At 74.1% G+C, this 23,925-nt stretch carries 22 protein-coding genes; 13 read left to right on the top strand and 9 right to left on the bottom strand.

All coding sequences use genetic code 11. The features are described from left to right. Positions 1–54 precede the first annotated feature (54 nt). Both ACFYON_RS18405 and ACFYON_RS18400 read right to left on the bottom strand, forming a co-directional pair. A complete protein-coding gene (locus ACFYON_RS18405) occupies positions 55–312 on the bottom strand; it encodes a DUF6457 domain-containing protein (RefSeq protein WP_354866571.1) in 258 nt (85 codons plus the stop codon). Continuing rightward, the gene (locus ACFYON_RS18400; protein ID WP_354866569.1) at positions 309–920 is read right to left on the bottom strand and encodes an NTP transferase domain-containing protein; all 612 of its coding nucleotides are present in this window, start codon (positions 918–920) and stop codon (positions 309–311) included. The genes ACFYON_RS18405 and ACFYON_RS18400 overlap by 4 nt, the downstream gene beginning before the upstream one ends. A 193-nt stretch (positions 921–1,113) precedes the next feature. Between ACFYON_RS18400 and fdhD the strand changes: the two genes are divergently transcribed. Next, positions 1,114–1,968 (top strand): formate dehydrogenase accessory sulfurtransferase FdhD, encoded by an 855-nt coding sequence (gene fdhD, locus ACFYON_RS18395; protein WP_354866567.1) that lies wholly within the window; start codon positions 1,114–1,116, stop codon positions 1,966–1,968. 4 nt (positions 1,969–1,972) lie between these two features. On the opposite strand, the gene ACFYON_RS18390 is transcribed toward fdhD, so the two are convergent. Next, the gene (locus ACFYON_RS18390; protein WP_354866565.1) at positions 1,973–3,139 is read right to left on the bottom strand and encodes a DUF4192 domain-containing protein; all 1,167 of its coding nucleotides are present in this window, start codon (positions 3,137–3,139) and stop codon (positions 1,973–1,975) included. A 152-nt stretch (positions 3,140–3,291) separates the two neighbouring features. On the opposite strand from ACFYON_RS18390, the gene ACFYON_RS18385 reads away from it, so the two are divergent. From ACFYON_RS18385 to ACFYON_RS18365, 5 genes are all read left to right on the top strand, one after another. Further along, a complete protein-coding gene (locus tag ACFYON_RS18385) occupies positions 3,292–4,206 on the top strand; it encodes a fructosamine kinase family protein (protein ID WP_354866563.1) in 915 nt (304 codons plus the stop codon). Further along, positions 4,203–5,219 carry a GTP 3',8-cyclase MoaA gene (gene moaA, locus ACFYON_RS18380; RefSeq protein ID WP_387189211.1) on the top strand — a complete coding sequence of 339 codons (1,017 nt, stop codon included), beginning with the start codon at positions 4,203–4,205 and terminating at the stop codon, positions 5,217–5,219. Before ACFYON_RS18385 ends, moaA begins: the two co-directional genes overlap by 4 nt. Positions 5,220–5,221: 2 nt before the next feature. After that, positions 5,222–5,467, top strand: coding sequence for a MoaD/ThiS family protein (locus tag ACFYON_RS18375; RefSeq protein WP_354866559.1), 246 nt, complete (start codon positions 5,222–5,224; stop codon positions 5,465–5,467). A gap of 11 nt (positions 5,468–5,478) precedes the next feature. Continuing rightward, positions 5,479–6,750 (top strand): metallophosphoesterase, encoded by a 1,272-nt coding sequence (locus tag ACFYON_RS18370; RefSeq protein ID WP_354866557.1) that lies wholly within the window; start codon positions 5,479–5,481, stop codon positions 6,748–6,750. A 94-nt stretch (positions 6,751–6,844) separates the two neighbouring features. Further along, positions 6,845–10,030, top strand: coding sequence for a UvrD-helicase domain-containing protein (locus tag ACFYON_RS18365; protein ID WP_354866555.1), 3,186 nt, complete (start codon positions 6,845–6,847; stop codon positions 10,028–10,030). A 10-nt stretch (positions 10,031–10,040) separates the two neighbouring features. Here the strand turns inward: ACFYON_RS18365 and ACFYON_RS18360 are convergent, their stop codons facing one another. After that, the gene (locus ACFYON_RS18360; RefSeq protein ID WP_354866553.1) at positions 10,041–10,676 is read right to left on the bottom strand and encodes an A24 family peptidase; all 636 of its coding nucleotides are present in this window, start codon (positions 10,674–10,676) and stop codon (positions 10,041–10,043) included. A gap of 691 nt (positions 10,677–11,367) precedes the next feature. Here ACFYON_RS18360 and ACFYON_RS18355 point away from each other — a divergent pair. After that, complete coding sequence (locus tag ACFYON_RS18355; protein ID WP_387188684.1) at positions 11,368–11,805, top strand: hypothetical protein; 438 nt, start codon at positions 11,368–11,370, stop codon at positions 11,803–11,805. Positions 11,806–11,948: 143 nt separating this feature from the next. Then, entirely contained in the window at positions 11,949–13,184 is a 1,236-nt protein-coding gene (locus tag ACFYON_RS18350; protein ID WP_354866549.1) for an ATP-binding protein, read from the top strand. A 48-nt stretch (positions 13,185–13,232) separates the two neighbouring features. On the opposite strand, the gene ACFYON_RS18345 is transcribed toward ACFYON_RS18350, so the two are convergent. Next, on the bottom strand, positions 13,233–13,778 hold the full coding sequence (locus tag ACFYON_RS18345; protein ID WP_354866547.1) for an N-acetyltransferase: 546 nt from the start codon (positions 13,776–13,778) through the stop codon (positions 13,233–13,235). A gap of 135 nt (positions 13,779–13,913) precedes the next feature. Here ACFYON_RS18345 and ACFYON_RS18340 point away from each other — a divergent pair, with 135 nt between their 5' ends. Beyond that, positions 13,914–14,459 (top strand): DoxX family protein, encoded by a 546-nt coding sequence (locus ACFYON_RS18340; RefSeq protein ID WP_354866545.1) that lies wholly within the window; start codon positions 13,914–13,916, stop codon positions 14,457–14,459. Positions 14,460–14,667: 208 nt separating this feature from the next. Continuing rightward, positions 14,668–16,092 carry a glycosyltransferase 87 family protein gene (locus ACFYON_RS18335; RefSeq protein WP_354866543.1) on the top strand — a complete coding sequence of 475 codons (1,425 nt, stop codon included), beginning with the start codon at positions 14,668–14,670 and terminating at the stop codon, positions 16,090–16,092. Positions 16,093–16,096: 4 nt separating this feature from the next. Here the strand turns inward: ACFYON_RS18335 and ACFYON_RS18330 are convergent, their stop codons facing one another. The 4 genes from ACFYON_RS18330 to moaC are packed head-to-tail and all read right to left on the bottom strand — an operon-like array spanning position 16,097 to position 18,813. Beyond that, positions 16,097–16,522: a molybdenum cofactor biosynthesis protein MoaE gene (locus ACFYON_RS18330; RefSeq protein WP_354866780.1), complete on the bottom strand. Its 426-nt coding sequence runs from the start codon at positions 16,520–16,522 to the stop codon at positions 16,097–16,099. A 35-nt stretch (positions 16,523–16,557) separates the two neighbouring features. After that, a complete protein-coding gene (locus tag ACFYON_RS18325) occupies positions 16,558–17,817 on the bottom strand; it encodes a molybdopterin molybdotransferase MoeA (RefSeq protein ID WP_354866541.1) in 1,260 nt (419 codons plus the stop codon). A gap of 37 nt (positions 17,818–17,854) precedes the next feature. Further along, complete coding sequence (locus ACFYON_RS18320; RefSeq protein WP_354866539.1) at positions 17,855–18,325, bottom strand: MogA/MoaB family molybdenum cofactor biosynthesis protein; 471 nt, start codon at positions 18,323–18,325, stop codon at positions 17,855–17,857. Continuing rightward, complete coding sequence (gene moaC / locus ACFYON_RS18315) at positions 18,322–18,813, bottom strand: cyclic pyranopterin monophosphate synthase MoaC (protein ID WP_354866537.1); 492 nt, start codon at positions 18,811–18,813, stop codon at positions 18,322–18,324. Before moaC ends, ACFYON_RS18320 begins: the two co-directional genes overlap by 4 nt. Positions 18,814–19,363: 550 nt before the next feature. On the opposite strand from moaC, the gene ACFYON_RS18310 reads away from it, so the two are divergent. Genes ACFYON_RS18310 through ACFYON_RS18300 form a run of 3 tightly spaced genes read left to right on the top strand, consistent with a single transcriptional unit; the run spans position 19,364 to position 23,914 of the window. Further along, entirely contained in the window at positions 19,364–21,901 is a 2,538-nt protein-coding gene (locus ACFYON_RS18310; RefSeq protein WP_387320951.1) for a putative bifunctional diguanylate cyclase/phosphodiesterase, read from the top strand. Between the two features lie 40 nt (positions 21,902–21,941). After that, entirely contained in the window at positions 21,942–23,285 is a 1,344-nt protein-coding gene (locus ACFYON_RS18305) for a glycosyltransferase 87 family protein (RefSeq protein WP_357709876.1), read from the top strand. Further along, a complete protein-coding gene (locus ACFYON_RS18300) occupies positions 23,282–23,914 on the top strand; it encodes a phosphoribosyltransferase (RefSeq protein ID WP_357709873.1) in 633 nt (210 codons plus the stop codon). The genes ACFYON_RS18305 and ACFYON_RS18300 overlap by 4 nt, the downstream gene beginning before the upstream one ends. Positions 23,915–23,925: the final 11 nt, after the last annotated feature.

Below are 23,925 nucleotides of genomic sequence, written 5' to 3'. Positions count from 1 at the left end.
TCCGTTCCCGTCACCCTACCCAGGCGCGACGGGGACCGAATCCCGCGCGAGGCGCTATTCCTCAGGTGTGGAACCGCCCAGGTCCACCGGCCAGGAGCCGGCCAGCGCGATGAGCCGCTCGGCCGCCGCGGCCGGGTCCGCGCCGCGCCCCACCGCCACCCCCAGCAGGTACGCGGTGACCGGCGCACCGGGCCGGACCACCTGGTGGGCCACGTCCCGGGCCACGTCGAGCACTGCCGACACGGGCACGCCCGCCGGGTCCAGGTCCAGTTCGGCGCAGACCGCCGTGACCCAGTCGTCAAGCACCGTCATCTCGTCCACTCCTCCGCCCGGCGTACGTCCTCGTCAGTGTCGCAGTCGAACCAGGGCGGCGGCCCTGAGCCGGACCAGGACACCTCCCGTACCGGAATCCCGGCGAGCAGCCCGCGTACCGGCGCACCGTCGAGCGAGCCGCCGCGCGTCGCGGCGAGCCGGTCGAGGGCGGCCCGCAGGGCGGGCACCCGCCAGATGGCGCAGAGGTGCTGGCGGCGGCCGTCACCGTCCACGTAGCAGGCGAGCGCGCCGGCCGGCCCGTCGAGCGGAACGTCGAGCGCACGTCGCAGCTCGGCCACCGCTGCGGCAGTAAGTAGCGGCAGGTCGGCGGCGAGCAGGGCGACTGTCGTCGTACCGGGGTCGAGCAACGCCGACCCGGCCGCTGTGGCGGCCACCGGACCGCCCCCGGGCGGCTCCTCCCGGGTCGTCCGGACTCCCCTCGGCACCGGGCCGGACGAGCCGACCACGATCCGCTGGTCTGCGTCAGTCACCGCTTCCAGCACCCGGTGCAGCATCGGCCGGCCGCCGACCGCACGGGCCGGCTTGTCCACCCCGCCCATCCGCCGGGCCGCGCCACCGGCGAGCAGGATCGCCGCGTACCCCGTCACCGCCTCACAGTAGCGACAGCCACGACCGCCGCACCCCGGCTCGGGCCGGCGTTGTTCGGCGGTTCCGACGTCGATCGACCGCTCCTCGCCGAAGTGGTGGCGATCATCGGGCCGGGCAGGGCAGGCCGCACAGGCGAGGCGGAAAGGTGTGGGGCGAGGTGCGGGCGGCGGGGCGCCCGGGGAGGATGGCGGCATGGGACGGGCGACGGACAGGCATGCTGTGCTGCGGATCGACCTCGGCGCGCGGCACAACGGCCGAGGACGGATCCGGCGGCAGGACACCCTGGCGGTGGAGGAACCGCTGGAGATCCGCGTGGGCGCGGCCGGACCGGGCCGGCGCCGGCCGCTGGCGGTGACGATGCGTACGCCCGGCGACGACCTGGACCTGGCGATCGGCTTCCTGCTCACCGAAGGACTGATCCGGTCGGCGGAGGACGTGCACACCGCGCAACTCTGTGCCGGGGCGGAGACCCCGAACACCTACAACGTGGTCGACGTGGTGCTCTCGCCCGGAGTGCCCGAGCCCGTCACCGACCCGTCGCGCAACTTCTACACCACCAGCTCGTGCGGCGTGTGCGGCAAGGCGAGCATCGAGTCGGTGCGGACCCGCTCGCAGTTCGTGGTGCGGGACGACCCACTGGCGGTCAGCGACGAACTGTTGGCCGGGCTGCCGGACCGGCTGCGCGCGGCGCAGCGCGCCTTCGACCGCACCGGTGGCCTGCACGCCGCAGGTCTCTTCACCCCCGACGGGGAGCTGGTCGTGCTGCGCGAGGACGTCGGGCGGCACAACGCGGTGGACAAGGTGCTCGGCTGGGCCACCCGGGAAGGGCGGCTGCCGCTGGCCGGGCACGTGCTGCTGGTCTCCGGACGGGCCAGCTTCGAACTCACCCAGAAGGCGTGGATGGCGGGTGTGCCGCTGCTCGCGGCGGTGTCCGCACCCAGCACGCTCGCGGTCGAGCTGGCCGAGGAGGCCGGCATGACGCTCGTCGGCTTCCTGCGCGGGCCGACCATGAACGTCTACACCGGCGCGGAGCGCGTCGGCGGGTGACGGCTCACCCGCGTGGCCGGCGTCGGCGGCGCCGGAGGACCGCGCCGCCGTCGGAATCCGGCCACCCGTCCAGCGCGGCCGGGGCGACGCCGCGGCGGAGCGCCTCGTCGAGCAGCACCGCGAGCGAATAGCCGGGGTGGGCGGACAACACCCGTTCCAGGGCGACGGCCGCGAGTGCCCCGTATCCGGATCGCCAGGCGGCGAACGCGAGCAGACATCCCGGCGCGGCGATCAGGTCCGGCTCGGCGCGTCGCAGCACGTCCGTCCAGAGGCTGATGTCGTCGTCCCGGCCATCGGTGCGGGACCACGCGTGGTCGCGCACCGCCACGCGGGTGAGGAGCACTGTCAGCCAGGCCACCTCGTCGTCGTCCAGCCGCTCACCGCGCCGCTGCCGGCGGAAGGCGGCGCGCACGGCCGCCGTGCCCGCCGTCCGCACGGCCCGAGGCTCACCGCCCGATCCGGCACCGGCCACCGGGACCGACGGCTCCCCACCCACGCCGGCACCGTCGGCCCGGACCGGTGACTCCGGGGCCGGTCCGGGCTCGCCTTCCGGTGCGCCGCCCGCCGGAGGACTCCCGGCCGTCGGCGTGGACGGCCGTCCGGTGAGTGCGGCCAGGCGGAGACGGGCCCGGGCGGTGGCCCGGCGCATGGCGAGCCGGACCGGCCCGCCGAGCGGGGACACCTGCGCCGCGAGCGCCGCCCGGTCGGGCAGCGCCACCTGACCGGCGAACACCGCCGCCGCGCTGACCCGGCTGGCGGCCGGGTCGTACGGGGTGCCATCGGGTGGGCAGCAGGACGGCTCCGCGCACAGGTAGGAGAACCAGCGGCCCTCGGTGACCCGCAGCGCGTCGAGCACCACCAGGCCGGTGGCGGTCAGCGCCTCGCCGATCGCGTCCACGATCCCCGTCACCCGGGAAGCCGGACCGTAGCCGACGACGGTGGCGGCATCGGCGTCCTGCCGGGCCACCACCTGCGCCAGGTGCCGGGCCGCCGGACCGGGATCGGCGCCCGGTGCGGGCAGGTCGCCGCGGGCGGCGAAGAAGACGCGCCGGCCGCGTACCGCGACCACCACGATGCTGTCGGCGGGGTGGAAGCCGAGCAGGTAGGGCACGGCCGCCACCATGTCGGCGGGTGAGCGGACGGAGAGGCGCGCTGGCTCGGTGGAGTTCATGCCGGGAGCCTGGGCGGCCGGACGACACCGCGTCGGCCCCTGTGGACGACACGCGGTCCATCCACAGATACGGAGCGTATCGGCGCAGGTCAGCGGCGATCGGCGACGCCGCAAGGTACACAGATGTCCGGGGTACCCGTTACCTTGCGCACATGGACCTGGCGTACCTGCGGGCACACCCGGAGCACCTGCCGACCTTCCTGACCCACCAGCGGATCCGGGAGACCCCGGTCTCCGGCGGCGAGATCTGCGCCGCCTCCCGGCTCACGCTCGACGACGGGCACTCGGTGTTCGCCAAGACCTGGCCGGAACGGGCCGCGCGTCCGTTGCCGGAGGGCTTCTTCGCCGCCGAGGCGGCCGGGCTGCGCTGGCTGCGCGAGCCCGGTTCGGTGCCCGTACCGGACGTGATCGTCACTCTGCCCGGCCTGCTCGCGCTCGACTGGGTGGAGCCCGGCGAGCCGACGCCGGAGGCCGCGGAGGCGTTCGGCCGCGACCTGGCCGGGCTGCACCGCGCCGGGGCGCCTGCCTTCGGCGCGGACTGGGCCGGCTTCATCGGCGCGCTGCCGCAGGACAACACGCCCGACCCCGGCCCGTGGGCGGACTGGTTCGCCCGGCGCCGTCTCCTGCCCTATCTGCGCATGTCGGTCGACGGCGGCGCGCTCGACCGACCCGGGACGGCGCTCGTCGAGCAGGTCGTCGACCGGATCGGCGAGTTCGGCGGGGACGAGCCGCCGGCCCGGCTGCACGGCGACCTCTGGCCGGGCAACCTGATCTGGGGTGCCGACGACCGGGTCTGGCTGGTCGACCCGGCCGCGCACGGCGGGCACCGCGAGACCGACCTGGCGCAACTCGCGCTGTTCGGTGGCCCTCCGCACCTGGATCGGATCATGGCGGCCTACCGGGAGGCGTGGCCGCCGGGTGACGGGTGGCGGGAACGTGTGCCGCTGCACCAACTGCACCTGCTGCTCGTGCACACCGCGATCTTCGGAGCGGCATACGCGGATGCCGTGCGCTCCACCGCTCGGGCCGCCCTCCGAGGGCTCGACCGCGCTACGGTCGACGGATGAGCGCCCCCCGGACGACGACCGACGGCCTTCTCGCCGACCGGTACGGCCGTGTCGCCCAGGACCTGCGGGTCTCGCTCACCGACAAGTGCAACCTGCGCTGCACCTACTGCATGCCGGCGGAGGGCCTGCCCTGGCTGGCCAGTCCGCAGTTGCTCAGCGACGACGAGGTCGTCCGGCTGGTGGGTGTCGCGGTGACCCGGCTCGGCATCACCGAGGTGCGCTTCACCGGCGGTGAGCCGCTGATCCGGCCGGGCCTGCCGGGCATCGTCGCGGCGGTCGCCGCGCTCACGCCCCGGCCCCGCATCTCGCTGACCACGAACGGCATCGGCCTGGCCCGGATGGCGACGGCACTGCGTGCGGCCGGGCTGGACCGCGTGAACGTCTCGCTCGACACGCTGGACCGGGACCGGTTCACCGCGCTGACCCGTCGTGACCGGCTCGCCGACGTGCTCGCCGGGCTGGCCGGCGCGGCGGACGCCGGGCTGACCCCCGTGAAGATCAATTCGGTGCTGATGCGGGGCACGAACGACGACGAGGCGCCGGCGCTGCTCCGGTTCGCCCTGGCGCACGGCTACGAGCTGCGGTTCATCGAGCAGATGCCGCTCGACGCCCAGCACGGCTGGGACCGCTCGACCATGGTCACCGCCGACGAGATCCTGATCTCACTGCGCGCCGCGTTCGCGCTGACCCCGGACCCGTCCGATCGGGGTGCGGCGCCGGCCGAGACGTGGCTGGTGGACGGCGGGCCGGCCCGGGTCGGGGTGATCGCCAGCGTGACCCGGCCGTTCTGCGGCGACTGTGACCGCACCCGGCTCACCGCCGACGGCCAGGTGCGCAACTGCCTGTTCGCCACCGAGGAGTCGGACCTGCGCGGCGCGCTGCGTGACGGCGCGGACGACGAGGAACTGGCCCGGCGCTGGCGTGCGGCGATGTGGGTCAAGCGGGCCGGGCACGGCATCGACGACCCGACGTTCCTCCAGCCCGCGCGTTCGATGTCGGCGATCGGAGGCTGAGGGTGGAGCTGACCGTCCGCTACTTCGCCGGCGCCCGGGCGGCCGCCGGACGATCCGAGGAGACCGCATCCGCCGGCCGGTCGCTGGACGAACTCCTCGACGAACTGGCCGCCCGGCACGGCGAACGCCTCGGCGTGGTGCTGACGGCGGCGAGTTTCCTGGTCGACGGCGTCGCCTGTCATGATCGACGGGCGCTGTTGCCGGCCGGGGTGACGGTGGACGTGTTGCCGCCCTTCGCGGGCGGCTGAGGGGGGCACACGTGCTGGCCACGGCAACATTCCTGGGCTTCGTCGTGCTCGTGATCGGCCTGATCCACTTCTACCTGTGGAAGCGGCTGGTCCGGGACACCATGCGCCCCGGGCGGTGGCGGCGGGCCGGCACGGTGGCGATCGCGGCGCTGGCGGTGCTCGTACCGGTGACCCTGGCCGGCACGCGCACCGGCTGGTACTGGCTGGCCTGGCCCGGCTACCTCTGGGTCGCGCTCATGTTCTACCTGCTGGTGCTGCTGCTGGTGCTGGAGGCGCCGACCGCGGTGGCCCGGCTCGTGCTGCGCCGGCGGGCCCGCTCGGCGACCACCGCCGGTCCCGAGCCCGCGCCCGCACTCGTCGGCGCGGCCACCGCGGATGGTCCGGCGCCGCCGCCGGTCGACCCCACCGAGGCGCCGCCCGCCGGTACCGACGCGCCGGACCACGACCCCTCCCGGCGGCTGCTGCTCGCCCGTGGGGCGGCGATCTTCGCCGGACTCACCGCCGCCGGCATCACCGGGTACGGCGTGCGTACCGCGATCGGTCCACCGCAGCTCGACCGCGTGCAGATCCCGCTGGCCAAGCTGCCCCGCAGCATGGACGGGCTGCGCATCGCCACCGTCTCCGACATCCACCTCGGACCGTTGCGCGGCCGGGCGCACACCGAGCGGATCGTTGCCATGATCAACCGGATGGACGCCGACCTGGTCGCGGTGGTCGGTGACCTGGTCGACGGCACGGTGGCCGAACTGGGCGAGGCCGCCGAGCCGCTGCGCGACCTGCAGTCCCGGTACGGCAGCTTCTTCGTCACCGGCAACCACGAGTACTACTCGGGCGTGGAGGAGTGGGTCCGCGAGGTGGACCGGCTCGGCCTGCGGGTGCTCCAGAACGAGCGGCAGGAGATCCAGGCCCGGGGCGGTGTGCTGGACCTGGCCGGGGTGAACGACGTGAGCGCCGAGGGCACCGGGGTGGCCGGGCCCGCCGACTACGCCGCCGCCCTCGGCGACCGCGACCCGAGCCGGCCGGTGGTGCTGCTGGCGCACCAGCCGGTGGCAGCGCAGGAGGCGGCGAAGTTCGGCGTCGACCTCCAACTCTCCGGGCACACCCACGGCGGCCAGATGGTGCCGTTCAACCTGGCGGTGAAACTCGAACAGCCGGTGGTCTCCGGGCTCGGCGAGGTCGACGGCACGAAGGTCTACGTCACGAACGGCGCCGGTTTCTGGGGCCCGCCGGTGCGGGTTGGCGCGCCGCCCCAGGTGACGCTCGTCGAGCTGCGCGCGCAATAGCGTGCCGGGGCCGCCGAGTCCAGCACCGCATTGCTCAGGTCACCCGTACGCGTGGCGGCGGGCGGGCGGGGGACCGGACGTGACAGGATGCGGCGTGCCTCCGTTCAGCGCCGCACCCCCCGGTGGCCTCCCGCCATACGTCGCGGATCTGCACATCCACTCGAAGTACTCCCGCGCGTGCAGCCGCGACCTGACCCTGCCGAACCTGGCCTGGTGGGCCCGGCGCAAGGGCATCGGCGTGCTCGGCACCGGCGACTTCACCCATCCCGCCTGGTACGACCACCTGCGCGAGACACTGCACCCGGCCGAGCCGGGCCTGTACCGGCTCTCGCCCGACGCGGAGCGGGACGTCGCCCGGCGGCTGCCGCCCCGGCTCGCCAGCGAGGCGGAGGCCGACCCGGTCCGGTACATGCTCAGCGTGGAGATCTCCACGATCTACAAGCGCGACGACCGCACGCGCAAGGTGCACCACCTGATCTACCTGCCGGACCTGGACGCGGTGGCCCGGTTCAACGCCGCGCTGGGCCGGATCGGCAACCTCGGCTCGGACGGCCGGCCGATCCTCGGGCTGGACTCCCGCGACCTGCTGGAGATCACGCTGGAGGCGAGCCCGGACGGTTTCCTGGTGCCCGCGCACATCTGGACGCCCTGGTTCTCCGCGCTCGGCTCGAAGTCCGGCTTCGACGCGATCGCCGACTGCTACGCCGACCTGGCCGGGCACATCTTCGCGGTGGAGACCGGCCTGTCGTCCGACCCGGAGATGAACTGGCGGGTCGGCAGCCTGGACCGCTACCAACTGGTGTCGAACTCGGACGCCCACTCGCCGCCCGCGCTGGCCCGGGAGGCCACCGTCCTCACCGCCGCCCGCGACTACTTCGCGATCCGCGAGGCGCTGCGTACCGGCGACGGGCTCGCGGGCACCGTGGAGTTCTTCCCGGAGGAGGGCAAGTACCACGCCGACGGGCACCGGCTGTGCGGGGTGAACTGGTCGCCGGAGCGGACCCGCGAGGCCGGTGGACGCTGCCCGGAGTGCGGCAAGCCGCTGACAGTGGGCGTACTCAGCCGGGTCGAGGAGCTGGCGGACCGGCCGGCCGGGCACCGTCCGGCGCACGCGCGCGAGGTGACGCATCTGGTGCCGCTGGCCGAGATCCTGGGCGAGCTGAACCGGGTCGGCGCACGGTCGAAGAAGGTCGAGGGCAAGCTCAACGAGCTGATCGCCGCGCTCGGCCCGGAGCTGGAGATCCTCACGCGTACCCCGGTCGAGGAGATCGGCCGCGTCGGCGGCGAGCTGCTCGCGGAGGGCATCGGCCGGCTGCGCCGCGGCGAGGTGCGCCGGGTGCCGGGCTACGACGGCGAGTACGGCGTGATCACGCTGTTCGATCCGGCGGAACTGGGCGGCCCGGGTGCCGGCGCGGGGCAGGAGACGCTGTTCGACGTACCGGTGCCAGCGCAGCGGCGGCCGGCGGAGCCGGCGCCGAAGCCGAAGGCCAAGCGCCCGGCGGGGGCCCGGCCGGAGCCGAGGCGCACGCCGCCGCCCGCGCCTCCGATCGCGCCGCCACCGTCGCCGCACGAGCCGTTCGAGCCGATGCTCGCCGGGATGGAGGAGGTCGGCACCGGTCTGCTGGACCGGCTGGACGCGATGCAGCGGGTGGCCGCGTCCGCGCCGGGTGGTCCGCTGCTGATCGTGGCCGGTCCGGGCACCGGCAAGACGCGGACGCTGACCCACCGGATCGCGTACCTGTGCGCGGAGCTGAACGTCTTCCCGGACCAGTGCCTGGCGATCACGTTCACCCGGCGGGCCGCCGAGGAGCTGCGGCACCGGCTGGACGGGCTGCTCGGCCCGGTCGCCGAGGACGTCACGGTGGGTACGTTCCACTCGCTCGGCCTGACCGTGCTGCGGGAGAACGCGGCGGCGGCCGGGCTGCCGGCGGACTTCCGGATCGCCGACGACGCGGACCGGGCCGCGGCGCGCGCCGAGGCCGGTGCGGACGACGAGCGGTACGCGGCGCTGCTGCGCAAGCGGGACCTGGTCGACCTGGACGAGCTGCTGACGCTGCCGGTGGCCCTGCTCAAGGGGGACCGGAAGCTGGTCCGCGAGTACCGCGAGCGCTGGAAGTGGATCTTCGTCGACGAGTACCAGGACGTCGACGCGGTGCAGTACGAGCTGCTGCGGCTGCTCAGCCCGCCGGACGGGAACCTGTGCGCGATCGGTGACCCGGACCAGGCGATCTACTCGTTCCGGGGCGCCGACGTCGGCTACTTCCTGCGCTTCTCGCAGGACTTCACCGACGCGCGGCTGGTCCGGCTGAACCGCAACTACCGTTCCTCCGCGCCGATCCTGGCCGCCGCGGTGCAGGCCATCGCGCCGTCGTCGCTGGTGCGCGGCCGTCGCCTCGACCCGGCCCGGCTCGACCCGGAGGCGCCGTTGGTCGGCCGGTACGCGGCCAGTTCGGTCGCCGACGAGGCCGACTTCGTGGTCCGTACCGTCGACGAGCTGGTCGGCGGGCTGTCCCACCGCTCGCTCGACTCGGGCCGGATCGACGGGCGGGCCACCTCGCTGTCCTTCTCCGACATCGCGGTGCTGTACCGCACCGACGCGCAGGCCGCGCCGGTCGTGGACGCGCTGGCCCGGGCGAACATCCCGGTGCAGAAGCGCTCGCACGACCGGCTACGCGACCGCCCCGGTGTGCCGGCCATCGCCCGCGAGTTGCGTCACGCCGGTCTCGACGGTCCGCTCGCCACCCGGGTACGCCAGGCCGGGCAGATCGTGGCCGAACGCTTCGCCGTGCCCACGCTCGACGGCTCCGGCGCGGTACGCCCCGACGACGTCCGTACGGCGGTGGACCTGCTCGCCCCGCTGGCCCGGCGCTGCGAGGACGATCTCGACCTGTTCCTCAACCAGCTCGCCACCGGCGCGGAGGTGGACGCGCTGGACCCGCGCGCCGAGGCGGTCACGCTGCTCACGCTGCACGCCGCGAAGGGGCTGGAGTTCCCGGTGGTGTTCCTGGTCGGCGCCGAGGACGGGCTGCTGCCGCTGCGCTGGCCCGGCGCCGAGCCGGACGACGACGCGGTGGCCGAGGAGCGCCGGCTGTTCTTCGTCGGGCTGACCCGGGCGCAGGACCGGCTCTACGTCAGCCACGCGGGCCGGCGTGCCCGGCACGGCGCGGAACGCGACACCCGCCCGTCGCCGTTCCTCGACGTGATCGACCCGGCGTTGTTCGAGCGCCTGGACGCCGCCGAGCCCCGCCGCCCGAAGGACCACCAGCTCCGGCTGATCTGAGCGGCCCGCGTCAGGTCAGGACGGCGGCGAGCCACGCGCCGCCGAGCAGCGCCGGGCCGAACGGCACCGGCGTGTCCCGGCGTACCCGGCCGGTGGCGAGCAGGACGAGCACCGCGACTCCGGCGAGCACGTGCGGCAGGAGCAGCCCGAGGCGCAGGGCCGGCCAGCCGAGCCAGCCCAGCGGCAGCCCGAGCGCCGCGGCGAGCTTCACGTCGCCGAAGCCGAGCCGGGCGCGGGGCAGGAGCGTCAGCAGCGCGTACCCGGTGAAGGAGAGCGCGGCCCCGGCCACCGCGACGGCCAGGCGGCGCGGTTCGCCGGTGACCGCCGTGACAGCGGCCGGGCCGAGGCCACCCACGAGCGCGACCACGCCGACGAGCGGGTCCGGCAGCCGCAGCGCGGTCAGATCGGTGACCGCGAGGACCAGCCCTGCGACGGCGACGAGCAGCAGCGCGGGCAGCGCCGGATCGGCGCCCCGGGCGGCGGCGAGCCCGCCGAACACCACGCCGCCGACCAGTGCGAACGCCTCCCGGCTCGGCGTGTGTCTCCCGGCCATCCGATCCGTGCAGATCGACCGGCCGACCGGGACGGCAGCCCATCCGGCCGCCGCACCGAGCAGCGCGACCCCTGTCACCAGCACCGCCGACACGGGGCGGGACGCTACCGCCCGGCGGGCTTCCCGGCCGTCCCGTCGACGGCTGGTCGCGGGGACCGGCGCGGGCGGCCGTGGGCGAGTCCTGCAGCGGACAGACCAGCACGAGGACTGCCCAGATCAGTGCGGTCCGGCCGGTGGCGCCGCGGAATCGACGAGGTTCGTCGCACTCGTGGGGCGTGAGCTCATCGTGGGACCACGCTACGGTGGCCACGGCGTCGGCGTCGCCAGTTGGTGGCCGGCCCCTCAGCACTGGCGTACGCAGGAGGCGTTCATGTCGAACTTCGGTCCACCGGGCGGTGGCTCTACCGAGCCGTGGGGACGGCGCGACGACGGCTACGCCCCGCAGCCCGACCCGCGTTACCCCCCGCAGGGCGACCCGCGTTACGCCGCCCAGCCCGATCCGCGGTACGGCCCGCCGGACGCGCGGCCGTACGGCCCGCCCGCCGATCAGTACGGCCCGCCCGACCAGTACGGAACGCCCACCCAGCAGTACGGGCCCGCCGACCGGTACGGCCCGCCGGCCGATCAGTACGGCCCGTCGACGCAGCGCTACGAGCCGGGTCCGGCCTGGTCCCCCGGACCGCCGCAGCAGGGCCACCCGGCCGGCCCCTACGCCGGGCCGCAGTACGACGCCGGCCGGCCGCCCTACGCCGAGCCGACGCCGCCCAAGCGCGGAAAGGGCCCGTTGCTGGTGGTCGTGATCGTGCTGGCCGTGCTGCTGCTGGGCGGCGCCGGGGCGTACTGGATGCTGGGCCGGGACGAGCAGAGCCCGACCGGCGGCACGACCGCCGCCACCGCGCCGGCCGCGGATCCGACCGGGGCGGCGCCGAGCGAACCGGCCGACACGACGCCCACGACGGCGTCTCCGGCCTCCTCGACCGATCCGCGTTTCGTCAAGGCGGGCCAGTGCGTCGCCAACGAGGGTGGCGGCGGTCAGCCCAAGCTGGTGATCGCCGACTGCGGCCCGAAGACGTACGAGGTGCTGCGCCGCATCGACGGCGCGACGAGCGGCAAGAAGGACGCGGAGGCGAAGTGCGGGAAGGTGGCCGGTTACACCGACTGGTACTTCTTCGACAGCGAGCTGGACGCGCTCGACTTCGTGCTCTGCCTGAAGCGCCGCTGACGCTCCACGCGGGTCGGTAACCAAAACTAGGGCTGTCTAGCATCCACGCTAGACAGCCCTAGTTTTATCTCGACGCCGACACGCGGTAGCCGCCTCTACGCGCATCTAGCCTGGTCGCTAGAGAACCCGATACTGTGCGATTCGTGGATCCGGTCCGCAACCCGTACGCCCCGGGCGCCGGCCAGCGCCCGCCCGAACTCGCCGGGCGGGGGCGGGAACTGGACGTCTTCGACGTGGTGCTGGAACGGGTCGCCCGCGGTCGCCCGGAACGCAGCCTGATGCTCACCGGCCTTCGTGGAGTGGGCAAGACGGTCCTGCTCAACACGCTGCGCTCCGAGGCGATAAACCACCTCTGGGGCACCGGCAAGATCGAGGCCCGGCCGGACCAGTCGTTACGCCGGCCAATCGCCGCCGCGCTGCACATGGCGGTCCGTGAGCTGGCGCCCCGGCACCGTGCCCCGGACCGGATCGACGCGTTCCTCGGCGTCCTCAAGGCGTTCGCGCAACGCTCCGGGCCGACCGGCCGGGGCGGTGCGGCGCCCAAGCTGCGCGACCGCTGGCAGCCCGGCATCGACGTACCCGCCAGCAGCGGACGCGCCGACTCCGGCGACATCGAGATCGACCTGGTCGAGCTGCTGAGCGACGCGGCGGCGGTCGCCACCGACGTCGGCACCGGCATCGCGATCTTCATCGACGAGATGCAGGACGTCGGCGCCGAGGACGTCTCCGCGCTCTGCGCCGCCTGCCACGAGCTGTCCCAGCTCGGCGCGCCGCTGATCGTCGTGGGCGCGGGCCTGCCGCACCTGCCGGCCGTGCTCAGCGCCGCCAAGTCCTACTCCGAGCGGCTCTACCGCTACCAGCGCATCGACCGGCTCGACCGGATCGCCGCCGACCAGGCGCTCTGCGCGCCGGCCGAGCGGGAGGAGGTCGAGTACGAGCAGAAGGCCCTCGATCTGCTCTACGAGAAGTCCGGCGGCTATCCCTACTTCGTCCAGGCGTACGGCAAGGCCACCTGGGACCACGCGCCCCGCTCACCGATCACCGCGGCGGACGTCCGGGTCGCCGCGCCGGAGGCGGAGGCCGAGCTGGCGGTGGGGTTCTTCGGCTCCCGCTTCGAGCGGGCCACTCCCGCCGAACGCGAGTACATGCGCGCGATGGCCACGCTGGCGCTGGTGGACGGCGAGGAGGGCGGCCGGGACGACATGGACGCGGCGGTGCCGACCGCCGAGATCGCGCGCGCGCTCGGCCGCAAGCCGGCCAGTCTCTCCCCGGCACGGGACGCGCTGATCAAGAAGGGGCTGATCTACTCCGGTGAGCGGGGAACCGTGGCGTTCACGGTGCCGCACTTCGGCCGCTACCTGCGCACCCAGCCCGCCTGACGGTCCGGATCGCGTCGGCTCGGATCGCGTCGGCCCGGCCGCGTCGACTCAGACCCGCGACCACGGCGCCGGGAAGACCACCTCGCCGGCCGGCGGCGGTGGCTCGTCGCTCGCCGACGGCGGCAGCACCAGCGCCTGCCACGGCTCCCCCAGCCCGGACCAGGGACTGGTGAGGCCGAGCCGGGCCGCCGGGCCGAACCCGAACCGCCGGTAGTAGGCCGGATCGCCGAGCACCACCACCAGCCTTTCCCCCAGCTCGGTCGCGGCATCCAGCGCCGCCTGAACCGCGGCCGTCCCGTGCCCCAGCCGCTGCCGGTGCCGGGCCACCGCCACCGGGCCCAGTGCCAGCGCCGGCCAGGTGCCGCGTCCGGTGCGTACGCCGACGCGCGTGAGCAGCGCGTACGCCACCACCTCGCCGCCGTACTCGGCGACCATGGCCAGCTCCGGGATCCACGCCGGGCTGTGTCGCAACTCCTCGACCAGGCCCACCTCCGGTGGGGCGGCCACGTCGGGCCGGGCGAAGGCGGCGGCCAGCACCCGGGCCACCGGCGCCTCGTCGGCCGGGCCCTCCGGGCGCAGTCGCAGCGTCGTCACCCGCGCGACCTTACCGAACGCGACGGGTCCATCCGCGACTGTCGCTGAAATCGATACCGTTCGGACGTCCACGTCGGCCCATACCTTTCGTGTGTTGCGGGGATGACGACGCCGCCGACGGGGTAAGACTGAGCCATGAAGCCCGTGCGTTCCCTCGCCCGAGTCATGTTGAGCGGCATCTTCGTGGTCAGCGGCGCCCGCAACCTGCGCAACCCGGAACGCGTGGTGCAGGCCGCGGAACCGGTCACCGGGAAGGTCGCCCCGCTGATCCGGAACGTCCACCCCCGCATCCCCACCGACACGGTCTCGCTCATCCGCGCCAACGCCGCCGCCCAGCTGGCCGGCGGCCTGATGCTCGCCACCGGCCGGTTCACCCGGCCGGCCGCGCTGGTGCTCGCGGGCACGCTGATCCCGACCACCGCCGCCGGTCACCCCTTCTGGACCAACGACGACCCGGCCACGCGCACCAGCAACCAGGTCCACTTCCTGAAGAACCTCGGCCTGCTCGGTGGCCTCCTCCTCGCCGCCGCCGACACCGAGGGCAAGCCGGGGCTGCGCTGGCGCGCGGGCCACCGGATCGACCACTCGCGCCGGTCGGTGAAGCGTGCGGTCCGCACCGCGCGCCGCGAGGCGAAGATCGCCGTGCGCTCCGCGGCGACCGCCCGCCGGATGCCCGGCTGACCAGGCGTTTCGTACGGCCCACCACCCCCCGCCAAGGCCACCAATCACCTGAACCGTCCGACACCCGTTAACGCGGTGGAAATGTCGCAAACACGTGTGGGATCGGACACGGTCGTGTAACGCGGGAGGCAGCAACGTGAGGCGCCGTTCTAGGCTCCGTTCTGGACCTGAACGGGTACGACGACCTTGGTACGGGGGTGGCCACGCCATGCCGACGACAGTCGGTAGACGGACCAACCGCCTCGCCCCGGCCTCCCGCGTCGACCGCCGGATCGTGGTGCGTCTCGGCGTGGTCGCCGCCGTGTCGTACGCGGCGTGGCTCGCCATCGGCGCCTTCGGACGGCCCTACAACTTCTTCGACATGAAGATCTACCACGGCGCGGTGCTGTGGTGGGCCGGTGGCGACGGGCTGTACGACTTCGTCGCGCCCTCGACCACGCTGGGCTTCACCTACCCGCCGTTCGCCGCGCTGGTCATGCTGCCGATGTCCTGGCTCCCGGTCAACGGCGCCGGTTTCGTCAACGGGATGGCCAGCATCGGCGCGCTCGCTGTCGTCCTCGCGGCACTGCTCCGTCCCATCGTGGACCGGCTCGGCTGGCCGCTCTGGTTCAGCGTCGGCATCGCCACCCCGCTCGCCGTCGCCATCGAGCCGTCCCGGGAGACGCTCGGCTACGGGCAGATCAATCTGCTGCTGTTTGCGCTGATCATGGCGGACATGGTGGGCCTGCGCTGGCGGGCCAAGCGGGGCACCCACCATGAGACAGCCGACTCTCCGCTGGCCCGGTTCGTCTACAGCGGCGCCTGGGCCGGTGTGGGCATCGGGCTCGCCACCGCGGTCAAGCTCACCCCGGCGCTGTTCGTGGTGTACCTGATGCTCACCCGGCAGTGGCGGGCCGCGCTCACCGCGGTCGGCACCACGATCGGCGTGACCATCGCGACGTTCGGCGTGCTCGGTGAGGAGTCCCGCGCGTACTTCACCGGGGTTCTCTGGCAGACCGAGCGGGTCGGCGCGGCGGACATGACCGCCAACCAGTCCCTCGCCGGACTGCTGGCGCGGCTCTACGACTCGATCGAGACGCCCGGCCTGCTCTGGCTGGCGTTCTCGGTGCTGGTCCTGGCGCTGGGCCTGTCCCGGGCGATGAGCGCCCGCGCCGACGGCGACGAGCTGACCGCGTTCACGCTCGTCGGGCTCACCGCCAACGTGATCAGCCCGATCTCCTGGTCGCATCACCTGATCTGGGTCATCCCGGCGATCATCGTGCTGGCCGACGCCGCGGTACGCCGCCGCGAAGCCAGTCGCGGCCTGCCGTTGCGCGGCACCGGCGGCCCCTCGGCCAACGGCGTGCCGGCCCTGCGCCCGCCGATCTGGTACCCGACGCTGACCGGACTCCGCCACGGCGCCGGCGCGCTCGGGCTCTACCTGCTGTTCCTGATCTCACCGATCTGGCCGTACGAGCACCAACTCCCCGAGGTGTCCCACTACCAGGACGGCCTGTTCGGCGCGCTCATGGAGAACTCCCTGGCCATCGCGCTGATCGTGCTCGTCACGGCGCTGCCGTGGCGCCCCGGCGCCGAGCCGGCGTTCTACCACGACCGGTTGGGCCGCACCGCCGCCCTCGCCGCCCGCCGCTGAGCCCTCAGGGGCAGTTCACCCACTCCTCGGTGCCGTCGTCGAAAACCTGGCGCTTCCAGATCGGGAGCCGCGCCTTCACCTCGTCGACCAGCCGGGCGCAGGCGACGAACGCGGCCGCCCGGTGCGCCGTGCTGACCGCGGCCACCAGCGCCACGTCCCCGATCTCCAGCGGGCCGATCCGGTGCGACACCGCCACCGCGTACACCTGCGGGTCGGCTGCGATCTCGGCCGCCACCTCGCGCAGCACCGCCTCGGCGGTGGGGTGGCCCTCGTACTCCAGCCGGGTGACCACCCGCCCGTGGTCGTGGTCGCGGACCACGCCCTGGAAGGACACCACCGCACCGGCCCGGCGGTCGGTGACCGCCGCCTCGTGCGCGGCCAGGTCGAGCGGCCGGTCCGTGACCGTGCCGAGGACCACGCCTGCTCCCACCGTCACGACGTCTCCCGTCGGCTCGTTCGTCACGCTCACCCGAATCGCTCCCCCGGGGTCAGCGGCAGCGGCACGAGCGGCACCCGGTCGCCGGCCGCGCCGCTGGTACCGGGCCGGATCACCGCGAAGCCGTCGGCGCCGGCCAGCCCGCGCAGCATCGCCGAGCCCACGTGCCGCACCGGGTACGCGGTCCCGGCGACCCGGTCCCAGCGGGCCAGCGCCAGATGGGTGTAGGCGCCGCGTCCGGCAACCGGCTCGGCGAGCGTCACCTGCGGCAGCACCGGCATCGGCCGGCCGGTGAGACCGGCGAGCAGCGGCGCGACGAGCGACACGAGCGCCACCACGGCCGACTGCGGGTTGCCGGGCAGGCCGGCCACGAACCGGACCCGCCCGTCGCCGTCCACCAGCCGGGCGAGCAGCATCGGGAAGCCGGGGCGCACCGCCACCGTGTTCACCACGTAGTCGGCGCCGAGCGCCTCCAGCGTCGGGTGCAGGTGGTCGACCGGGCCGTGCATGGTGCCGCCGGTGGTGCAGATTACGTCGGCGTTGGCGAGCGCGCCCCGCACCGCAGCGACGTGCGCGGGCAGCGTGTCGGCGACCGGGCCGACCACGTCGGCCGCGCGCACCTGGCAGCCGTAGCGGCGCAGCCAGGCCGGCACCGACGGACCGAGCGCGTCCCGGACCCGCCCGGCGCCGGGCGGACCCGAGGTGAGCAGTTCGTCGCCGAAGACCAGCAGCGCGGCCCGGGGCGGGCGGCGGACCCGCAGCGTGTCGTGCCCGCAGGAGGCGGCCAGGCCGATCACCGCCGGGTCCACCGGCGTGCCGGCGGGCAACAGTTCCTCCCCGAGGCACGCCTCCTCGCCCGGCTCCCGCCACTCCGGCGCCGGGCGGGGCGTGCCGGTCACCAGGCCGTCCGCCGTACGTGTCGACTCCTCGATCCGCAGGATCGCCGTCGTGCCCTCGGGCACCATCGCGCCGGTGGCGATCTCCACGGTGCTGCCGTCCGCCTCCAGCGGCGGCGGGGTGTGCCCGGCGAGCACGCGCCCGACCACCCGCCACGGCCCGGGACCCCGCACCGCCCAGCCGTCCACACTGGAGGTCGGGAACGCCGGCAGATCGGTGCGCGTGCTCAACGGCTCGGCCAGCGTGTGCCCGTCGGCCTCCGCCAGCGGGCGGGCGACGGCGGGGAGCGCGGCGGACAGCCCCACCGCGTACACCCGGGAGCGGGCCTCATCCCACCCGGCGGGGGGTGGCGTGCCCGCCTCGGCCGCGGCGGCTTCGGTTTCCGTGCTCATCCGGCGAGCCTAGCGCCGGGACACGTGCCGCGCGGGTTCAGTGGTCGCCGCCGCGAAGCTGGTCCACGGCGTGGCGCAGGATCGGCCCGAGCACCGCCAGGCCGTCGCGGGCGCCGCCGCGCGAACCGGGCAGGTTGACCACGAGCGTCCGGCCGGTCACCCCGGCCAGCCCTCGGGACAGCGCGGCCGTCGGCACGGTGTCGCGGCTGTGCGCGCGGATCGCCTCGGCGATGCCGGGGATCTCGTAGTCGAGCAGCTCGCGGGTCACCTCGGGCGTGCGGTCGGTCGGGGTGACGCCGGTGCCACCGCTGGTCAGCACCACGTCGACGCCGTCGGCGCGGGCCGCGCGCAGGGCGTCGCCGACCGGTTCGCCGTCCGGCACCACCACCGGGGCGTCGACCTCGCACCCCAGCTCGCGCAGCCCGGTCACGAGCAGCGGGCCGCTGGTGTCCTCGTAGACTCCGGCGGCGGCCCGGTTGGACGCGACGATCACCCGGGCCCGGATCACGGCCGGTCCTCCGGCCGGGCCCACTCGCCGGTCTTGCCGCCCTCCTTGCGGAGCACCCGGACGGCGTCCACCGAGGCGGCCGGGTCGACCGCCTTGACCATGTCGACCAGGGCGAGGCCGGCGACCGCCACCGCGGTCAGCGCCTCCATCTCGACGCCCGTACGGTCGGCGGTCCTCGCGGTGGCGGTGATCTCCACCGTGTCGGCGGTGAGGTCGAGGTCGACTGTGACGCCGTGCAGCGCGATCGGGTGGCAGAGCGGGATCAGGTCGGGTGTGCGCTTGGCCCCCATGATGCCGGCGAGGCGGCCGACGGCGAGCGCGTCGCCCTTGGGCAGGCCGTCTCGGCGCAGTAGCTCCACCACCTCGGCCGTGGTGCGGAGGCGGCCGGCGGCGACCGCGAGCCGGCCCGAGACCGGCTTGGCGGAGACGTCGACCATCCGGGCCGCACCGGCCGGGTCGACGTGGGTGAGCTGCGTGGTTTCGGGCACGGCCCGACCCTATCCAGCAGCCGGATATCCACCAACTGTTCCTCCGCGCGCGCCGAACGCGCTGAATCAAAATTATCCGCACCCGGGTGGACTGTGCGAAATGCAGACTTATGGAAGATAGCACTCAATACTCCGCCGACGTTCCGGTGCCGGAGAGCGACGAGGCTTTTTCAGTGAGTTGTCGTGGCGGATGTTACGTAAGGGGAAACCGAACGGCTACAGACACCCGGTGCGGAGGAGCTTGATAATCCCACTTGAAAGGATGCACTGAATACGCGTTCAGTCTCCAACCAAAGACCGAGCGTAACAAGAACCAGGTGCATTGGCGCAATATGCGCATATGGACATCTAATGGGATGTATCAGGGCCTAAAAGCCATAACATGTTCGACGTTGGATGGGCCGGCAGCGCCGGTTCCGGGGGTCGAACGAAGGGGCGAGGCCATGCGCGGCAACGACTGGCTGTGAAGCGAACTTCCGAGGGCGCCTGAGCGGACCGTAGAGTACGGACACACGCACCGCTACGAACGAGCGCGGTGGAGGCAGACCACGTGACTCGCGCCCACGCACGCGACAATGGGACCGATCGGCGGCTCTTGCTGCTTGTCGGTCTCGTCGTGTTTCTGGCCGGCCTGGCCACGCTGGCGAGCATCCACCTGATCGCCGCCGGCGACCTGGTCACCCAGAAGGACGTCACCCGCGCGGCGACGATCGCCTTTCTGGTCGCCGCGGCCGCGACGGTGAATGTGCGAATCCGCATTCGCGCCACCACCCACGGCGTTTCCTGGACGGACGCGGCAACCGTGATCGGGCTCGCCGTCGCACCCGTGCCCTGGGTCGTCATCGCCACCGGCGTCGGTGTCGCCGTCACCCGCCTCATCGGTCGCCTCCCCCCGATCAAGCTGGTCTTCGGCATCGCCAAGGAGATGACGCTGGCGGCGGCCGGAGGCCTGGTCCTCATCGCCGCCGGCTGGTCCTGGCCCTGGTCCGGTCCGATCAGCCGCTCGCTGCCCGCCCTGGTGCTGGCCTACGTGACAGTCGTCGCCCTCGACGAGCTGCTCACCTTCCCGGTCCTGGCCTTCGCGACCGGGACGCCGATCCGCAAGCGCTTCCGGGAGCAGTGGGACCTCCGGCTGGCGAGCGTGCTCGCCCGCTTCTCGGTGATCGTGTGCACGCTGCTCATCCTCCGGATCGACCCGACCTTCCTGATCGTCGTACCCCCTCTCGTGCTGAGCCTGCATCTCGCCTACTCCAGCCGGCTTCGCAATCGCGCCGAACGGGAAGCCTGGCAACGGCTGGCCCGGACGACCGACGCATTGAATGTAATCGATCTGAATCGGGTACTCACGACGGCCGTCACACAGGCGACCGAGCTGTTCTCCGCCGACGAGGTGGAAATCGAACTGCGTGAGGAAGCGCTGGTGGTACGCGGCGTCGGCGGAGCGATCACCTACCGCGGCCCGGCCGGTGAACCGAGCTCGATCGAAGGTTCGGTGCTGACCAACCGCCTCGAAGGCCACGACCGGACCGTCGACGTCGGCGTGCTGCGGCTACGGTTCGCCGGGCCGGTGGAATTCTCCGAACGGGAGGAGTACACGCTGCGCACCTTCGCCTCCGCCCTCTGCACCGCGGTCCGCAACGCCCAGGCGTACGCCGAACTCGCCCGCATCGCCGAGGACCACGCCTACGCCGCCACCCACGACGCCCTCACCGGCCTGTCCAACCGCCGGCACCTGCTCGACGAGGGCGGCGCCCAGCTCACCACCCGGCACGCCGACGGCGTCACCGCCCTGGTGCTGATCGACCTCAACCACTTCAAGGAAGTGAACGACACCCTCGGCCACGGCGCCGGCGACCGGGTGCTCATCCAGGTCGCCGAACGGCTGCGCGACGCGGCCCGCCCCGACGACCTGGTCGCCCGGCTCGGCGGCGACGAGTTCGCCGTACTGCTGCGCGGCCTGCCCGCCCCGGCCGTCGCCGCCCACCGCGCCGAGGCCCTGCTCGCGGCGCTGCACGACCCGCTCGACCTCGACGGCATGCGGATCAGCGTCGAGGCCAGCGGCGGCATCGCCGTCGCCCCCGCCACCGGCGGCATGGCGGAACTGCTACGCCGCGCCGACGTGGCGATGTACCAGGCCAAACGAGCCGGCCAACGGGTCGCCACCTACGCGCCCGCCCGCGACACCGCCGACCTGAGCCGGCTCACCCTCGGCGGCGAACTGCCCCGCGCCGTCGCCGACCACGAGTTCACCGTCAACTTCCAGCCCATCGTCGACCTCGGCAGCGGCCAGGTGATCGGCGCCGAAGCCCTGGCCCGCTGGCACCACCCCACCCACGGGCTCATCGACCCGCTGCGCTTCCTCGAAGCGGTGGAACGCTCCGGGCTGCTCCCCGCGTTCGCCGAGGCCATCCTCGACCAGGCGCTCATCGCCGCCGGCTCCTGGCGCGACGCCGGCTTCGACCTGCCCGTCTCGGTGAACGTGTCCCCGCGCAGCCTCCTCGACGCCCGCTTCCCCGGCGCGGTGCTGGCCCGGCTACGAGCCCACGACCTCCCGCCGGACCGGCTCGTACTGGAACTCACCGAGACACTCACGCTCAGCCAGCTCGACGTGGTCGACCGCGTACTCAGCCGGCTACGTGACTCCGGCGTCCGGCTGGCACTCGACGACTTCGGCACCGGATACTCGTCGCTCTCCCTGCTCTCCCGCATCCCCGTACACGAATTGAAGATCGACCGCAGCTTCGTCGGCGCGATGGAGACCGCCCCCGAAGCCGCCGCCGTCATCCGCTCGACCCTCGACCTCGGCCGCAGCCTCGACCTCACAGTCGTCGCCGAGGGCGTGGAGAGCGAACCGCAACGCCGCGCGCTCTGGGAACTCGGCTGCGCCGCCGGGCAGGGCCACCTGTTCGCCCGGCCACTGCCCGCCGCCGCGCTGCTCGCCACCCTCCAACGCGGCCACGGCGGCCGGACCGGCGCGCTCGCACCGGCACTGCACGACGCTGGCGCCGTGATCCGCCTCCCCGGCCGCCGCACCGGCCGCACCCGCCCCTCACCCCCCGCCGCCACCGGCGACGCCCGGCAACCCTGACCCGGCCGGGGCACACCACCGGTCTGCCAGACTGGCCCGCGTGACCGCCCTCGCCGACCGACCGACCGCCCTCTCCCGCCGCTGGTCGGCGCTCGACACCGCAGCCGGCGGCCTCGCCCTCGACCTGGGCCTCTACGCCGCCGCCACGGCCTTCGCCGCGATCACCGCCGCCACCTCCACGCTCCCTCCGCACCGCGCCTGGGGCGCCGTCGCCACCATCGGGTACGCGCTCGCCACGCTCGCCGCCGCCACCCAACTGCTCGCCTACCGCCGCCACCCCGGCACCCCCCTGGCCGGCCTGCCCGCACGGTGGACGATCACCGGCCTCACCTGGGCCGCCACCGCGCTGCTGCCCGTCGTCACCCAGAGCGTCGAACGCGCTGCCGGACGCACCGACCGCGCCCAGGAGGAGGTGATCGTCGTCGAACACGCCGGCGCCCGCCTCGCCGAGCAGGGCACCCCCTACCTCGGACCCGACGCCATCGCCGCCCTGCCCCCCGGCGAGCAACTCCTCGGCTACACCCCCTACCAGCCCGGCATGGCACTGTTCGGACTGCCCAGAGCCGCCGTGGACGCCTGGTGGACCGACTCCCGCGTCTGGTTCGCAGTGGTCACCGCACTCACCCTCGTCGCCCTCGTCGCCACGCTGCGCGCACACGGCGGCCCCGCCGCACCCCGCCGCGACGCCGCAGTCCTACGCGCCGTCCAGGCCGCCACCGTCCTACCCGTCTGCACGCTCACCCTCGCCACCGGCGGCGACGACCTCCCCGTACTCGCGCTCTGCCTGCTCGCCCTCGCGCTCGCCGCCGCCGGACGACCCGGCCGGGCCGGCCTCGCGGTCGGCGCCGCCGGCGCGCTGAAACTCCTCGCCTGGCCGGTCGCCGTCGTCCTGATCTGCTGGGCCGCCACGCGCCGGGCCGTGCCCCGCACCGCCCTCGGAGCCCTCGGCCTCCCCGTCCTCGCCCTGCTCCCGGTGCTGCTGGTCGACCGCGACGCCCTCGTCGAGAACGTGCTGCGCTTCCCCCTCGGCCACGGCCTCGTCACCAGCCCCGCCCAGTCGCCGTTCCCCGGACACCTCATCGCCGAGGCCCTCCCCGCCGGACGCGCCGTCGCCGCCGCACTGCTCGTCGCCGCCGGACTCGCCATCGCCGCCCGGCTGCTGCGCCGCCCGCCCCGCACCGCCGCCGCCACGGCGCTCATCTGCGGGTACGGGCTGCTCGCCGCGATCCTGCTGATGCCCTCCACCCGCTTCGGGTACCTGCTCTACCCGGCCGCCCTGCTCGTCCTCGCCCCCGCGCTGGCGCTCACCCGACCGGACGACCCGGCCGCATTCCCGGCAACCGCCCCGCGCGATCCGGCCGGAAGGCGTACACCTGAGGGATGACCACCTACCGCGACCGGGCCGAGGCGGGACGGGAACTCGCCGAGCGACTCACCGACCTCGCCGGCCGACCCGACGTCATCGTGCTCGGCCTGGTCCGCGGCGGCGTACCCGTCGCCCGGGTGGTCGCCGACCGGCTCGGCGCACCACTCGACGTGCTCGTCGTCCGCAAGCTCGGCGTGCCCTGGGCGCCCGAGGTCGCGTACGGCGCACTCGGCCCCGGCGGCGTGCAGGTCCTCAACGAGATGGTCGCCGGCCGGATCAGCGAGAACGACAGGGCCCAGGTCCGCCGCCGCGAACAGGCCGAACTGGAACGCCGCGAGCAGCGCTACCGGGGCGGCCGGCCACCGCTCGACCTCACCGGACGCACCGCCGTCGTCGTCGACGACGGACTCGCCACCGGCGCCACCGCACGCGCCGCCGTCCAGGTCGCCCGCCACCTCGGAGCCGCCCGCGTCCTCGTCGCCGTCCCGGTCGGCTCCGAGCAGGCGTACGACATGCTCGCCACCGACGCCGACACGGTCGTGAGCAGCCGGCTCCCGCACGACTTCGCCGCCGTCGGCGCGTACTACGAGGACTTTCACGAGGTCTCCGACGACGAGGTCACGCAGGCGCTGACCGCCCCCGCGTGAGAACACCCGGT

This window comes from Micromonospora sp. NPDC005686 (assembly GCF_042871665.1).
Lineage (GTDB): Bacteria > Actinomycetota > Actinomycetes > Mycobacteriales > Micromonosporaceae > Micromonospora.
Note: the sequence above shows the minus strand (reverse complement) of the source record. Positions and strands in the feature narration are given on the sequence as shown.